This window comes from Myxococcus sp. RHSTA-1-4, from assembly GCF_020037125.1.
Taxonomy (GTDB): domain Bacteria; phylum Myxococcota; class Myxococcia; order Myxococcales; family Myxococcaceae; genus Myxococcus.
Map to the genome: position 1 here is coordinate 14,020 of NZ_JAIQDG010000035.1, position 15,738 is coordinate 29,757.

A 15,738-nucleotide genomic window follows, 5' to 3' on the forward strand; every position below is an offset into this window, starting at 1 on the left:
ATCCATGTTCCCGCGCCTGCGCGTCCTGCCCCTGCTCGTCCTGCTCGCCGCCGCCGCGTGTGACGAGGGCCCTCCGCCCGTCAGCACCAAGGACCACGCCGAGGGCCTCTACCTCAAGGGCACAGCCGAGTACCTCCAGGGACAGTTCGAGGCCTCGCTCAAGTCCTTCGAGGCGATGAAGCAGCTCGTCCCCAACGACTCGCGCCTGCCCGCCGCCCGCGGCGAGGTCTACCTCTCCATGGGCCGCCTCAACGAGGCGCTCGCCGAGTTCGAGTTCGCCGTCAAGCAGGACCCGCGCCGCTCCACCAACTGGAGCCGCCTGGGCTTCATCCAGGCCCAGCTCGGCCGGGTGCCGGAGGCCCAGAGCTCCCTGCGCAAGGCCATTGCCCTCTTCCCCCACGACTTCAACGCGCTGGAGGCGCTGGGCGAGCTGCACCTCAAGAAGGGCGAGCATGACGAGGCCGTGCGCCACTTCACGCTCGCCTCCGCCGCCGCGTCCGGCGAGGCGAAGTCCGCCCTCCTCATGCGCGCGCTCGACGTGCTCGGCCAGCAGAAGCGCTACGACGAGGTGCTCACGCGGGCACGGAAGGCCGTGGACGAGGGCATCCGCTCACCCGAGGTGCTCTCCACGCTGGGGGACGCCCTCGTGCGCGCGGGCAAGCTCCCCGAGGCCGCCAGCGCCTACCAGGAGGCCGCGAGCCGCTCCCCGAGAGACCCGACGCTCTGGGAGCTGGTGGGGGAAATCCACATGCGGCTGGACAAGCCGGGCGACGCCATCGCCGCGTACAAGGAGTCGCTGCGTGTGAAGGACCGCGCCGTCGTCCACGTGGCGCTCGCCCGCATCCACCTCGCCATGGACAACCGCCCGGCCGCCGAGGACGAGCTCACGGCCGCCCTGGAGTCCGTCTCCGGAAAGGACACGCGCGAGCTGCGAGAGCTGGCCGAGCTGCTCGCCACGCTGGGCCGCAAGCCGGACGCGCTGCGCATCCTCACCAGCCTCAGCGCGGAGCCGGACCACGTGAAGGACGCGGAATTGCAGCTCACCACCGCCCGGCTGGCGCGCGAGCTGAAGGACACGGCCGTGCTCCAGGCCGCGTGCGCCCGCGCCACCGCGGCCGATGCCGGTGTGAAGAAGTGCCCCTGAGCCCAAGCGGCCCGGACCAGGACGCCCGGGCGTGGCCTCAGCCCGCGAGGGCGGGACTCAGGCGCGCCCGCCCTGCAGCTTGCGGTACACGCCCACCACCTGGCCCAGAATCATCGTCGAGCGGAACTCCGCGCGGCTGACGTAGATGGGCTGCATGGTGGCGTTGGCCGGCTGGAAGCGGATGCGTTCGCCCTCCGGGTAGTAGCGCTTCACCGTGGCCTCGTCCTCGATGAGGGCCACCACGATGTCCCCGGGTTGCGCCGCCGGCGTCTTCTTCACGAAGAGGTAGTCCCCGTCGTGGATGCCGTCGTCAATCATCGACTGTCCCTTGACGCGCAGGGCGAAGACCTCGCGGCCGTTCACCCCCCCGAGCAGGAAGCTGTCAATCTTGACCGAGTCCTCCATGTGCTCCTGGGCGAGCAGCGGCGCACCGGCCGCCACCTTGCCGAGCAGGGGCACCTCCACCATGCCGGCGTCCTTCTTCGCGCCCAGTCCCAGCAGCAGCCGCGCCCGCTTGGTGGGCACCAGGGAGCGGCTCTGCTGCTCACCCCGGTTCAGGTAGCCCTTGCGCTCCAGCGCCTTGAGGTGGTCGTTCACCCCGTTCGTGGAGCGGATGTCCATGTGCTCCCCGATTTCCCGAATCGTCGGCGGGAAGCCCCGGGTTTCCGTCTCCTTGACGATGAAGCTGAGAATCTCGCGCTGGCGTTCCGTGAGCTCTTCCATGCGCTCCCTCACTCGGCTGCCGTCCTGCCAGGGGCTCGGACGTCCAGGGTACAGGCTTTCAGTGCCACTCTTCCTGAACATACGTGTAGAGTCAATCCGTCCGGTGCCCCCCCGCGCACTCACCGTGCGTGCTCGACAGTCGCCTTTCTCACACCTTGAGGAAGGACGTTGATCTCTGCGTACAATTCCACCCGCCTTGTCCGAGCCCCGCCACACGTTGCTGTTCGTTGATGACGAGGCCGACGTCCTGGACATCCTCACGCGGATGTTCCAACGCCGGTATCGCGTCCTCACGGCCACGAGCGGGCCGGAGGCACTGGAAATCCTCAGGCGCGAGCCGGTGGACGTGCTCGTCACGGACCAGCGGATGCCGGAGATGTCCGGCATCGAGCTGGTGGCCACCGCGCGCGCGGAGGGCCTCGACGTCACCACGCTGCTGCTCACCGGGTACACGGACCCGGAGGACATCATCGCGGCCATCAACCGCGGCCAGGTGTACCGGTACATCACCAAGCCGTGGGACGTGAACGACCTGCTCATCACCGTGAAGAACGCGGTGGAATTCACCCAGCTGCGCCGGGACAAGGAGCGGCTCATCCGCCAGCTCCACCAGCGCGTGGAGGCGCTCTTCGTCCTCTACGAGGTGAGCCGCGCGTCCGCGAACGACCCGGCCAGCTACGACAACATCATCGACCGGGTGCTCATCGCCGTGGCGCGGGTGCTGCCGTACGACTGCGGCGCGGCGCTCATCGCCCCGGACGAGTCGCGCAGCGCCACGCTGCGGCTGCGCTGCCAGGGCACGGTGGGAGAGCAGGCGCTGCTGGGCGTGAAGGAGTCCATGCTCGGCGCATACCGCAAGAGCAGCGGCCTGCTCCTGCCGGAGGACCGCGTCATCACCCGCGTGGCCGGCACCACCACGCAGGACGCCACCGCGGCCACCGTCTACCCGAGCCAGCTCACGGTGAACCTGGTGGCCGGCGGGCGCCCGGTGGGCATGCTGTCGCTGTTCAGCCAGCGGCCGGACGCCTTCACCGAGGACGACGGCGTCCTCCTAGACGTGCTGGCCAACCAGACGGCGGACGCCATCCAGTCCCTGCGCTCGGCGGAAGAGGAAGCCCGCCACCGCATGGAGCGCATGGTGGAGTCCATGGCGGACGGCGTGGTCCTCACCGACGAGAAGAACGACCTCGTGGTGATGAACCCGGCCGCGCGGCGCCTGTTGCAGGCGGGGGACGACGCGGCGGACTTCACCACGAAGATGATGGAGGAGCGGCTGGGCTTCCAGCCCTTCCACCTGGTGCGCGGCTGGGAGTTCAGCGGCAGCCAGGCGCTGCGCGAGGAGGTGAAGCTCTTCGAGCGGCACGTGCAGGTCACCGTCACGCCCGTGAGCGATGCGCGCGGCACGCTGCGCGGGGTGTGCGTGGTGCTGCGCGACATCACCGACCAGAAGCGCCTGGAGGAGCGCAAGGACGAGTTCGTCTCCATGGTGAGCCACGAGCTGCGCACGCCGCTCACGTCCATCTCCGGCGCGCTGGACCTGGTGCTCAACTTCATGGCCGGCGACATCAACGAGCGGCAGCGCCGCTACCTGTCGCTGGCGAAGGACTCCACCGAGAAGCTCAACGGCATCGTCGACGACCTGCTGGACCTGTCGAAGTTCGCCAAGGGCCGCCTGCGGATGAACTTCGAGGTGGCGTACCTGGACGAGCTGATTCAACGCGTGGTGGAGAAGTACCAGCCGGCCTTCGGCGAGAAGCGCATCCTGGTGAAGTCCATCCTCCCGCGGCACCCGCTGCGGGTGATGGCGGACCCGAACCGCCTCAACCAGGTCTTCAACAACCTGCTCAACAACGCGGTGAAGTTCACCCCGGAGGGCGGCGACGTGCGGGTGGAGCTGCACGCCACCTCCAGCCTGCCGGGCTACGTGGTCATCTCCTGCTGGAACAGCGGCGACTCCATCGCCGAGGACAGCCTGGAGCGCATCTTCGACCGCTTCGAGCAGGCGCGCACCCAGGCCAACCGCACCGTGCGCGGCACCGGCCTGGGGCTGGCCATCTGCCGCAACATCGTGGAGGCCCACGGCGGCCGCATCTGGTGCGAGCCGTGCGTGGAGGGCGTGCGCTTCATGGCGGTGCTGCCCACCGAGCCGCCGCCCGAGTTGCGCCACCCCGACGAGTCGGCGGAGGTGCCGGCGCAGCCCCGCCGGAAGGAGAACCGGGGCCGGGTGCTGGTCATCGAGGGCGAGCCGGAGGTGGGCTTCATCGCCAAGGCGCTGATGACGGCGCGCGGCTACGACGTGCGGCTGGCCTTCAGCGCGGACGAGGGCGTGGCCGCCGCGCGCAAGTACCACCCGGACATGGTGCTGGTGTCCGTGCGCCTGCCGGACGTGGACGGGCTGCGGCTGGCGGAAATCCTCCGGCACGACCCGGAGACGCGCCGCGCTCCGCTGCTGCTGACGTCCGCCTTCGACGAGCGCCAGCGCGCCTTCCGCGCCGGGGCGGATGCCTTCCTGGTGCGCCCGCTGGCGCCGGACAAGCTGCTGGCCACGGTGGACTCGCTGGTGCGCGGCCGCGCGGGCCCGGCCCACGGGCGCGTGCTGGTGGTGGACGACGACATCAAAATCGCCACCATCTGCCGCGAGGTGCTGGAGAACATCGGCTTCGACGTGGCGCTCGCGGGCTCCATCGAGGAGGGGCGCCGCTCCCTGCGCGAGCGCCGGCCGGACGTCGTCCTGCTGGACGTGACGCTGCCGGACGGCGACGGCTTCGTCTTCCTGGAGGAAATCAAGGCCGAGCGCGCCAGCGGCCACATCTCCGTCATCTTCATCTCCGCCCGCGCGGAGACGTCCTCCAAGGTGCGCGCCCTCAAGCTGGGCGGTGACGACTACCTCACCAAGCCCTTCGACGCGCTGGAGCTGGGCGCGCGCGTGGAGAGCGTGATGCGGCGGCGGGAGCAGGAGCTGTCCGCCTCGCCCACCACGCAGCTGCCGGGCTCCACGGCGATTGAGCGCGAGGTGCAGCGGCGGCTGATGGCGCGGCGGCCCTTCGCCTTCTGCTACCTCGACCTGGACAACCTCAAGGCCTACAACGACTACTACGGCTTCGCGAAGGCGGACGGCGTGGTGCGCCAGACGGGCGACCTGATGCGGGAAATCTTCGCGCAGGAGGGCGCGCCCGGGGACTTCCTGGGCCACGTGGCCGGTGACGACTTCGTGTTCATCACCTCGACGGAGTCGGTGGACCGCATCTGCCAGAAGGCCATCGAGACCTTCGACAGAATCATTCCGCTCTACTACGACCGGCAGGACCGGGAGCGCGGCCACATCGAGGCGGAGGACCGCTTCGGGGAGAAGCGGCGCTTCCCCATCATGAGCGTGTCCGTGGTGGCGGTGATGACGGACGGCACCCAGGACCACGCGGAGCTGGCGCGTCGCGCGGCGGACATGAAGAAGCGGGCCAAGGCGATTGCCGGCTCCGTCTTCCTGCGCAGCGACCGGGAGCGGGTGGTACGCTCCGTGGCCGGATGAGGCTCTACCAGCAGCTCGTCCTCTTCATGCTGGCCGCGACGGTGCTCCCCCTCGCCGCGGTCGGATTCCTATTGCTTTCGCGCGCCGAGGCCGAGCTGGCCCGCGGCATCGACGCCGCGCAGCGCGACCAGGCGGCCGCCACCGCGGAGGCCGTGAGCGCCTCGCTGATGGAGGTGGTGGACGCGCTGGCCCGCTCGGCGGAGTCCTTCGACTGGGAGGCCGCCACCGAGGCGGAGACGGAGGGCGGCCTGCGGCTGCTGTACCGCCAGTCCCCGGCGGTGAGCGCGGTGCTGAAGCTGGACGCGGACGGCCGCCCGCTGGGCACGCCCGTCTTCCGCCCCCAGGCCGTGGACGGACACCCGGCCTTCATGGCGGACGGGCTGGAGCGGCTGGTGCATTCCATGCCGGTGCAGACGCTGCGCGGTGGAGGCAAGGGGCAGGTGGCGCTGGGCAGCGCGTACGTGCACACGGAGGACGGGCGCGCGGCGGTGGCCGTGGCGGTGAAGCTGGCGGACGGAGAGCGCGCCCCCTACGCCGTGGCGGAGGTGGTCTTCACCTCGCTGGAGACGGTGCTGCGCAGGCGCGCGGCCGGCGGCCTGGGGCGCATCGACCTGGTGGACGAGTCGCGGCGCGTGCTGGCCAGCTCGGAGCCGGAGCGGCGGATGAAGGTGCTGGCGCCGGAGCTGGCCGCGCACCTGCTCACCCCCACCGCCCCGCTGCCGGACGCCGTGCGCAGCTTCCGCGTGGAGGCGCCCGCCCGGCGGGTGAGCGTGGCGCGAGTGCCGCAGGGGCTGCGCTTCGACGTGGTGGTGGAGGTGGACGAGGCCACCGCGCTGGCCCCGGTGCGCGCCATGCGGCGCACGGTGCTGGCCTCCATCGGCGCCACCTTCGTGGTGCTGCTCGGGCTGGGAGCCCTCTTCACCCGCCGCCTCAACCGCCGGCTGGCGGACGTGGTGGCCGGTGCCGAGGCGTACGGGCGCGGGGAGCTGGACAAGCGCGTGAAGGTGGAGGGCCATGACGAGCTGAGCGAGCTGGCCACCACCTTCAACCGCATGGGCGCCGAGCTGGAGGCGGCGCGCACCCGGCTGTTGCGGTGGAACGACGACCTGCGCGCCCGGGTGGAGGAGGCCACCTCCGAGTTGAAGGCCGCCCAGGCCCAGCTCCTGGAGGCGCAGAAGCTGGCCGCGGTGGGGCAGCTCGGCGCGGGTGTGGCGCACGAAATCAACAACCCGCTGGCCGGCATCCTCGGCAACGTGCAGCTCCTGATGCTGGACCGCGCCGACGCCGACCCCGACCTGGAGACGCTGCGGAAAATCGAGCAGAGCGCCAAGCGCTGCAAGGAAATCACCCAGAACCTGCTGCGCTTCTCCCAGCAGCGCGAGCGCGCGGAGCTGCGGCCGGTGGACCTCAACGCCGTGGTGCGCGACGCGCTCAGCCTCACCGAGCACCAGACGCGCGGCGAGGGAATCACCCTCGTCACGGAGCTGGGCCAGGGCCTGGGCCGCGTGCGCGCGGACCCGGGGCACCTGTCCCAGGTGGTGCTGGCGCTCCTGTCCAACGCGCGCACGGCGATGCTGAAGGCACCCGTCAAGCGCCTCACCCTGCGCACCGGGGAGCGCGACGGGCGGGCCTTCCTGGAGGTGGAGGACACCGGCAAGGGCATTGCCCCGGACATCCGCCCCCGCATCTTCGAGCCCTTCTTCACCACCAAGGACGTGTGGTCCAACGTGGGGCTGGGGCTGAGCGTGGTGTGGCGCGTGGTGACGGAGGCGAAGGGCACCATCGAGGTGCGCTCGGAAGCAGGGCAGGGGGCCTGTTTCACGGTGATGCTGCCGAAGGCGTGAGCCCCCGGGCGGGGGTGTGATAGCTAGGGAGGCTGCCCATGGCCGATTCCCGCCCATCCCGGCGCCAGACGCCCTTCCTCGTCGGCCTGCTGCTCATCCTCGCGGCGCTGCCGGCCGGGTGGTTCGTCTTCCTTCGAGAGCCGCCTCCGCCGCCACCACCTCCTCCTCCGCCCGTGGCCGTGCAGGCTCCGGTGGAGAAGAAGCCGCTGGAGCTGGAGATCACCGAGGTGTCCGGCACCGTGGAGGTGCTGCACTCGGACGGCACCTGGCGCGCGGCGACGGTGGGCACCACGCTGCGCCAGAACGAGAAGGTGCGCACGCAGGACGGCTCGTACGCCATGCTCATCGGCGGCAAGGCCGTGGAGGTTCGCATGGACCCCGGCACGGAAATCTCCGTGGAGTGGCTGACGGAGTCCGTGTCCCGCATCCTGCTCGCCAACGGTATGGCGACAGCCGTCGTGCGCCCCGGGCAGCGGCACACCTTCGAGGTGAAGGCGGCGAACGCCGACGCGGTGGCCACGCTCGAGCAGAGCGGCGCCTTCACCATGAGCAACAACGGCCGCGGCACCGTGGCGGTGGGCACGCGCGAGGGCGAGGTGACGCTGCTCGGGCAGGGCAAGGTGGTCATCGTCCGCGCGGGCCAGCAGGCCGTCATCCGCCCCGGGCACGCGCCCTCCGAGCCCGCGCCCATCCCCAGCAGCCTCCTCCTCAAGGTGGACTGGCCCGCGGAGCGCACCCGGCGCGAGCGCGGGCTCGTCGTCCGCGGGCAGACCGACCCCGGCAGCCGCGTGGAGGTGGACGGTGTCTCCATTACCCCGGACGCCCAGGGCCACTTCGAGCGCAAGCTGTCCCTGCGCGAGGGCCGGAACACGGTGGATGTCCGCGCCGTCGGAGTGGGCCGTATTGAACAGCGGGAGCGTCAGGAGGTGGTGGTGGACACCACGCCACCCCCCCTGAAGACGGACACCCAGGACATCTGGAATCAGGCAAACGACGCTTCCCGGTAGAACCGTGTCGGTCAATCGGACGCTCGCCTTGACCCCTGGCGAGCGTGCTCCATACACTCCCCTCCAGACGTTCCTGTTCAAGGGCAATCCAGGACGAAAGTCCTGGTGCGCAAAGCCGCGGGGCCTGAAGTACGGCCGGCCGTGACCGCCGTGGGAAGCCAGCACCGGATGTTCCGGGCCCACTGTGCCTTGTGCGGGGCGTGGGTCGTTTGTCTCGGAGTCTCCGGGAGGTCGTTTCCGATGCTGCGGACTCTGGCCCTGGTCGCCTGGTTCTTCCCCGCGTTGTCCTTCGCCGTCATCCCCGAGGCGCGCGCGCCCATCAGCGGCACGCGGACGGTCGTCAATGGGGGGCCGGGGGACCAGACGGACCCGCACGTCAGCGGGCCGCTGGTGGCCTATACGAACGAATCCGGAGGCAGGAGTGAGATCCGCTACCACGACCTGGTGGCGGGGAGGGACGCGGCCATCCCCAACAACGGCGCGTTCGACTTCGTGTCCGACGTGAGTGGGGACACGGTGGTCTTCACCCGCGTGGGCACGGGCAGCGCCATCTACACGTTCGACGTGAGCACCGAGTCCACGCCGGTGGAGCTGGCGCCCCAGGAGGGCAGCAGCCGGCGGGCGGCGGTCATTGGCGGACGCACGGTGGCGTGGCAGGACTTCGGCTATACCGGCAACACGCTGCAGCCGGAGATCGCCGCGTATGACCTGGACCGGGGCATCCTGACGCGGCTCACGGTCGACGACCAGCAGGACCGCACGCCGGCGGTGGCCCCCGACGGAAGGACGGTGGTCTGGGCCAAGTGCAACATGCAGGGCCTGGCCTGCGACATCTGGGAGGCGCGGTGGACGGACACCGGCCTCACCACCCAGGCGCTCACCGGCACCGAGGGCGAGGAGTCGCAGCCGGATACCAACGGCCAGGTGGTGGTCTACGCCAGCACGCGCACGGTGGAGGGCGTGGCGGACCGGGACATCTACTGGAAGCCGGTGGGCGGCGGCGCCGAGCAGCGGCTGGAGCTGCCGGGCCTGGACGCCAACCCCAGCATCAGCGGCTCGCTGGTGGCCTTCGAGCGGAGGGCCCCGGACAAGAGCGACTTCGACATCGCCCTCTACGACTTGCGGTCGCAGGCGCTGTACATGCTGACCCAGGGGCCGGAGAACGAGAACCTCAATGACCTGAGCATGTCCCCGGACGGCACGGTGCGGGTGGTGTGGACGGCGGCGGAGAACGGCGACTTCAACGTGCACTCCTTCACCTTCCGCCTGCCGGAGGAGGCGCCCTGCCAGACCTCCACGAAGGAGGGGCGGCTTCCCATCGACGTGTGCGTGGACCCCCAGAACTGGCCGCTGCTGACGTCGACACGGCTGGTGCGCACCACCGGCGAGTCCAATGGCATGTCGCTCGACTTCGAGGGCACGGGCGTGGGCGTGCTGTGCGTGGACAACGGCCAGGACGCCGAGCCCGCCACCTCCGGATGGGTGTGGCTGAACGAGCACGAGAAGGTGAACCCCTCCCACTTCAAGCCGGACATGCCGCTGATCGCCGTGGGCATGGTGATGAGCAGCGAGAACACCAACACGCTGACGGCGGTCATCTCCGGAAGCCCTGGAAGTGCCTTCCGCCTCCGCGTCTACGGCATGCCGCCGGCCTGTGAGGAGACGCAGGACGCCGGCGAGGAGGCCGCTCCGGGGATGGAGATCATCCCCGGCCAGCCCGTGACGCCCGTGACGCCCCAGGACGAGGCCTCCGAGGCGGTGTCATCCATGACCTTCAGCCCCGAGGGCCAGACGCCGGAGCCCGGCCCGGGCAACGGGGGTTGCAGCAGCACGGGCGGCGGCTTGATGGCGCTCGTGGGGATGATGGTGCTGGCGCTGTGGCTGGCGCGACCCAGGCGCGCGGTGGTGCGCGTGCGGAAGGGACTTCGGCGCAGGGGCGGCGCCCTGTAGACTGAGCTGCCTGAACCGGTTCCTCCTCTCACTGTTGTTGCTGTGGTGCGCCCCGGCCTGGGCGGACACGCTCGAGCTTCTCGGGCCTTCGTCCGCCGTGGCGCCGGACGGCTTCCCCGTGGCGCTGGTGAGGAAGGATGCCTCGGGCGCGCCGGTGCCGGTGGGCGCTGCCGCGGTGGTGGCCGAGGGCGCGGAGCTGCGGGACGGCCCCGCGCAACCGCCGCTGCGAACCTTCGTGGTGGTGCCCCGTCCGGGCGCGAGGGACGTGGTGGTGCGCGCCCGCGTGGACGGGTTGGAGGTGCGGGCGCGCTACGTGCTGGGGCCGCCGGCCACCGAGGTGCGGCTGGCGCTGGAGCCGCCCGCGCCGGTGAAGGGCCGGGACAAGGAGGCGCTGCTCACCGTGCGGCTCGTGCGGCCGGATGGCACCGACGACGACAGCGGGGCGCCGCCGGTGGTGCGTGCCAGCACTGGCCGGGTGGAGGGACTGGAGCGGACCGGGCCCGGCACCTACCGCGCCCGCTACGTCCTGCCGGACACGCGCTACCCGGAGGTGGCCATCCTGGTGGCGTTCTCCGCGTGGCCCAGCCCGCAGTCCATCCACGGTGCCTACGGCCGGGTGCTGGTGCCGCTGGCCGCGTCGGTGACGCTGCCGGGCACCACCGAGCCGGACGCGCAGATTGCCATCGACATCGCGGGTGAGCAGTTCGGTCCGGTGGCGGCGGGACCGGACGGCCGCTTCCGCCTCCCCATCATCGTCCCGCCGGGCCACCGCTTCGGCCAGGGCCGTGTGGTGGACCGGGCGGGCAACGTGCGGCGCATGCCCATCGACCTGATGCTGCCGCCCACCGACGGGCTGGCGTGCGTGCTCCAGCCGCAGCGGCTGCCGGCGGATGGTGCCTCGCGGGCGCGGCTCGTGTGCGCCACCAGCGACCCGATGGGCCGGCCCGTGGAGGACGCGAAGGTGACGGCCCAGGCACGCCACGGCACCCTGACGGGCCCGGAGCGCGCGCCGGGAGGCCTGCTGGAGTGGCGCTACACCGCGCCCCGCGCGCTGGCCGGGGACGAGCGCATCGACGCGGCGTGGCCCCAGCGCGGCGCCGGCTCGCGCGAGCAACTGGAGCTGCAGCTCGTGCAGGGGCCCGTGGCGGAGGTGGGCCTGGCCGTGTCCGACGTGCTGGTGCACCACGGCTCCAGCACGGAAGTCCGGGTGACGGCGAGTGACACCTTCGGCCGGCCCCGGCCCGGCGCGGTGGTGGAGCAGCAGGCTCCAGTGGGCACCTTCTCGCCGCCGGTGGAATCGCCGCCGGGCACCTTCACTAGCACCTGGGCGCCGCCGCCTTCCGGCGGGGCGGGAGAGGTGACGCTGTCGGCGCGCGCCTGGGGCCCCGCGGGGAGCGAGCCCGCGCGCATCGCCGTGTGGCGGGAGGGCGGCGCGCTGCACGCGGGCGTGTCGGACCTGGCGGGGCTGCCGGTGCCCGCGCAGCCGCTTCGCGTGAATGGCCAGCCAGTGGTGACGGGCGCGGACGGCACGCTGCGCCTGGGCCCGCTCCGGCCCGGCACGCTGGAGGTGACGCACGCGGTGTGGCCGGGGCTGACGCGCACGGTGCACGTGCTCGGGGTGGACGGGCCGGTGTACCCGCTGGAGGCGGCGCTCGTGCCGGACGCCGTGTCGCAGCGGGTGCGGCTGGCTCCCGAGGTCCCCGTCAATGTGAGACTGAAGGTGGAGGGGACTCGCGTGACGTACTGGGTGGAGGACGCGCGCGGGAAGGTGCTGGAGGGGCGCAGGGTGCATGTGGCGCTGTCCGGAGGCGAGCGCGTGGACGAGGAGGTCCGCGGCGGGCGCACCTCCTTCACGGTACGGGCCAGGGGCCCGGTGGGTGTCTCCGTGGCGGACGTGACGACGGGAGTAACGGCGGTGGCCGAGGTGCGGCCATGAGGCGGCTGACAGGACTGCTCGCGGCCCTGGTGCTGCCCCCACTGGGGGCGGCGGCGCAGGGGCTGACGGCGGACACGGCGTCGCTGGCCTCCACCATCGCCGGCCGGGTGTGCCGGGACGTGGACGGCGACGGACGCTGTGGCCCCGAGGAGCCGGGCCTGCCGGACGTGCGGCTGGTGCTGACCACCGGCCGCGAGGTGCGCACGGACGCGCGGGGCCGCTACCACGTCAACGGCGTGGACTCGCGCGTGCCGGACGCCACCGGCGGACTGCACCTGCGCCCGGGGCGCCAGCGTCTGAAGGTAGACCCGCGCTCGCTGCCGGCGGCCACACGGGTGAGCCCGGAGGCCGCGACGGTGGAGGTGCCGTGGGGCGCCGTCGTCCTCCAGGACTTCGCCGTGCGTGACGTGGCCGTGGAGGCGCCGCCGGTGGTGCTCTCCTACGCGTCGGCGCCGCCGGTGGCGGAGCTGGTGGCGGGCGAGGGCGCGGTGCGCTTCCGCGTGGCCGGACAGGCGGCGACGGGAGACCGCGTCACCGTGTCGGGCGTGGAGGCGGAGGTGGACGCGGAGGGCGCGTGGCGCGCGCTCGTGCCGCTGGTGGCCGGGGAGAACGCGCTGGCCATCACCGCCACCGCACCGGACGGCGCGGTGCGCCTCTTCCGCCAGCGGGTGGACGTGGTGGCCCGCGACGGCGGGTGGCTGGTGGCGCCGCGGCCGATGGAGCCCGCGGGCTCGCTCCAGCTTCCCGCGGGCCGGGATGAGCCCGCGCCGAGCGGCACCACCCGGGTGCGCGTGGCGGCACCGGAGGGCACGCGGGTGCGCACGCCCGAGGGCGAGCGCGTGGTGGGGCCGGAGGGAAGCGTGGAGGTGCCGGTGGCGCTGGCGCCGGGCCGCAACGCGGTGCCGCTCCAGTTGGAGGTGCCGGGCGAGCCGCCGCGCGCCGAGACGCTGGAGATTGCCGCGACGGCGCGCCCCTTCGCCGTGGGCCTGCTGGACGTGGAGGCCACCTGGGCGCCCGCGGACGGCGACGTGCAGCTTCGCGGCCGGGGCTCCGCGCACGTGGAAGCGCGGCTGGGCGAATTCGAGTTGGTGGGCGAGCTGGACCTGCGTGACACGGACGGGCGCACGCTGCACGGCGCCAGCCTGCCGGACTGGCTGCGCCCGCGCGTACCCGAGCGCTTCGAGCGCTGGGCGGACCCGGACCTCACGCCCGCGGAGTGGGGCGACGACTCGGTGTCGCTGACGCCCAACGCCGCGGAGGGGCGGCTGCGGCTGGAAGCGCGGCACGAGCAGTACGGACGCGCAGGCCTGGGCACCTACCGGGCGCTGCTGCACGACCGCGAGGTGGGCCGCTACCACCGGCCCCTCTTCGGCCCCTACGCGGAGCTGAGGACGGATGGAGCGGCGGACACGGTGGCGCGCGCGGGCGTGGATGCCTTCGGCGGGAGCCTCGCGGACCCCAGCCGCCCGCTGGCCGCGGTGCCCGCCCACGAGGAGCTGCGCGCCACCGGCGGCAGCCTCTACTACCTGGGCGCGGTGTCGGTGGCCGAGGGCTCGGAGCTGGTGCGCCTGGAGGTGCGCGATGGCGTCACCGGCCTGCCGCTGGCGGAGCGGCACCTAGTGCGCGGGCGCGACTACGACATCGACTACTTCTCCGGCCGCATCCTGCTGGCGCGCCCGCTGTCCTTCCTCGCGGGCGAGTCCTGGCTGCGCACGGGCTCGCCCACGGAGTCGCCGGAGCCGGTGCTGGTGGTGGACTACGCGGCGCTGCGGCCCGCGGACGCGAGGGACGCGGCGGGCGGCGAGGTGTGGGCCGAGTGGCTCGGCGCGCGCGTGGGAGTGGGCGCGGTGCGAGAGGACCGCGAGGGCAGTCCCTACACGCTCTACACCGGCCGGGCGAGCGCGGCGGTGGGCGCGTACACGCTGACGGCGGAGGTGGCCTCCAGCCGGGGCACGGCGGTGGAGGCGGGCCTCTTCGGTGTGTCGGACGACGGCGGCCTGAGCTTCCTGCGGCCCGCGGCGGAGCTCGGCACGGGCGGCGAGGCGCTGGGCCTGCGGGTGCGCGGCCCGGGCCCGCTGGGCGGAGGCGGCGCGGTGGACGCGGCCTTCCGGCTGCGGGCGAAGGGCTTCTCGGACGGGGCGCACACGGAGGCGGCCCGCTTCCGGCAGAGCTCCCTGCGCGTGCGGCAGCCGCTGGGGCGCCTGCGCCTGACGCTGCTCGCGGATGAGCGGCGCTCGGCCGACCCGCGCGAGCCCTTCGTGGACTCGCCCTTCTCGGCGCGCACCCTGGCCGCGGGCGTGGGCTGGGAGGAAGCGCGCTGGGGCGCGAGCCTGGAGGTGCGCGACTCGCGGCTGAGCGCGGCGGAAGTCCCCGGCGTGGGCCCGGCGCTCTTCGGCGGCCGGACGTCGGCGGGCGTCGCCGGCTCCCTGCGCCTGTTGGACAGGGTGTTGCTGCGGGCGGCGCACCGGCAGGCGCTGGCGCTGCATGGCGAGGGCCCGGGCCGGGTGGACGACACCTTCACCTCGGTGGGCGCGGACGTGGACGTGGCGCGCGACACCCGCGTGGGCGTGCACGGCGGCTGGGGGCCGGAGCTGGGCCCGCGCGCGTGGGCCAACGTGGAGTCGCGCAGCGGCGAGGACGTGTACTACGGCGGCTACTCGGTGGACGTGGACGGTCCGGACTTCGGGCGGGGCCGCACGCTGACGGGCGCGCGCACCGAGCTGCCCGACAGCGGCACCGCCCTCTTCGTGGAGGACGTGGGCGCGCACGACACCAATGCCGTGCGGCTGGCGCGCGCGGTGGGACTCCAGCAGCGGGTGACGGGAGGCTTCAGCGTGGGCGCCCGCTACGAGCGGGGCGTGCGCAGCCTGCTGGACGTGGACAGCGAGCTGAAACGGGACGTGGGCGGTGTCTTCGGGCAGCTCGTGATGGAGCGCCTGCGGCTGGACGGCCGGGTGGAGCTGCGCCGGGAGGAGGGGATTCCGGAGCGGGGCCCCCGGACTCCGGTGGACCGCGTGCAGGCGGTGGTGGCGCTGGCCGCGCAGGCGGAGCTGCGCGAGGACGTGACGGCCTCCGGCCGCGTGGACTTCGCCCGCACCGTCAACGAGGACGCGCTGGAGGCCCGGCTGCTGGAGGGCTACGCGGCGGTGGCCTGGCGGCCCGGCCCCTGGCTGCTGGTGGCACGTTATGGCCTCACCCGCGAGCTGCTGCCGGGAACGCGCGCCGCCTTCGGCGACCGGGGGCTGCACGTCTTCTCGCTGCTGCCCGCGGTGCGGGTGGGAGACCGGCTCTCCGTGGCCGCGGGGCTGCACGCGGGCCGCTCCAGCCTGGAGGACTCCGTGCGCTGGGTGTGGACCGGCACGCTGCGTCCGGCGGTGCGGGTGGTGGGTGGACTGGAGGTGGGAGCCGAGCTGGCGCGGCGGACCGCCTCCCCGGAGGGCGAGCGGCTGACCGCCGTGAGGGCGGAAGTGGCATACCGTGTGGACGAGCGTCTACGACTCGCCACCGGGTACACACTGCTGGGCTTCAGTGGCTTGGGTCTGACGGACGACTCGACGGAGAATCAGGACCGGCTCTACCTGCGAGCCGAAGTGGCCTACTAGGAGCAA

The 15,738-nt window shown here is 72.8% G+C and carries 8 protein-coding genes; 7 read left to right on the top strand and 1 reads right to left on the bottom strand.

What is annotated here, in order from left to right:
* Positions 1-4 precede the first annotated feature (4 nt).
* Entirely contained in the window at positions 5-1,144 is a 1,140-nt protein-coding gene (locus tag K8638_RS35420; protein WP_223759133.1) for a lipopolysaccharide assembly protein LapB, read from the top strand.
* 57 nt (positions 1,145-1,201) lie between these two features.
* Here the strand turns inward: K8638_RS35420 and lexA are convergent, their stop codons facing one another.
* A complete protein-coding gene (lexA, locus tag K8638_RS35425; protein WP_223759134.1) occupies positions 1,202-1,867 on the bottom strand; it encodes a transcriptional repressor LexA in 666 nt (221 codons plus the stop codon).
* A 196-nt stretch (positions 1,868-2,063) separates the two neighbouring features.
* On the opposite strand from lexA, the gene K8638_RS35430 reads away from it, so the two are divergent.
* The 6 genes from K8638_RS35430 (at position 2,064) to K8638_RS35455 (ending at position 15,732) form a co-directional block, all read left to right on the top strand.
* Positions 2,064-5,393: a response regulator gene (locus K8638_RS35430; protein ID WP_223759135.1), complete on the top strand. Its 3,330-nt coding sequence runs from the start codon at positions 2,064-2,066 to the stop codon at positions 5,391-5,393.
* A complete protein-coding gene (locus K8638_RS35435) occupies positions 5,390-7,237 on the top strand; it encodes an ATP-binding protein (protein WP_223759136.1) in 1,848 nt (615 codons plus the stop codon). The genes K8638_RS35430 and K8638_RS35435 overlap by 4 nt, the downstream gene beginning before the upstream one ends.
* 38 nt (positions 7,238-7,275) lie before the next feature.
* Positions 7,276-8,244 (top strand): FecR domain-containing protein, encoded by a 969-nt coding sequence (locus K8638_RS35440; protein ID WP_223759137.1) that lies wholly within the window; start codon positions 7,276-7,278, stop codon positions 8,242-8,244.
* Positions 8,245-8,484: 240 nt separating this feature from the next.
* Positions 8,485-10,194 (top strand): hypothetical protein, encoded by a 1,710-nt coding sequence (locus K8638_RS35445; protein ID WP_223759138.1) that lies wholly within the window; start codon positions 8,485-8,487, stop codon positions 10,192-10,194.
* Between the two features lie 34 nt (positions 10,195-10,228).
* A complete protein-coding gene (locus K8638_RS35450; RefSeq protein ID WP_223759139.1) occupies positions 10,229-12,130 on the top strand; it encodes a hypothetical protein in 1,902 nt (633 codons plus the stop codon).
* Complete coding sequence (locus K8638_RS35455) at positions 12,127-15,732, top strand: flagellar motor protein (protein WP_223759140.1); 3,606 nt, start codon at positions 12,127-12,129, stop codon at positions 15,730-15,732. Before K8638_RS35450 ends, K8638_RS35455 begins: the two co-directional genes overlap by 4 nt.
* Positions 15,733-15,738 lie beyond the last annotated feature (6 nt).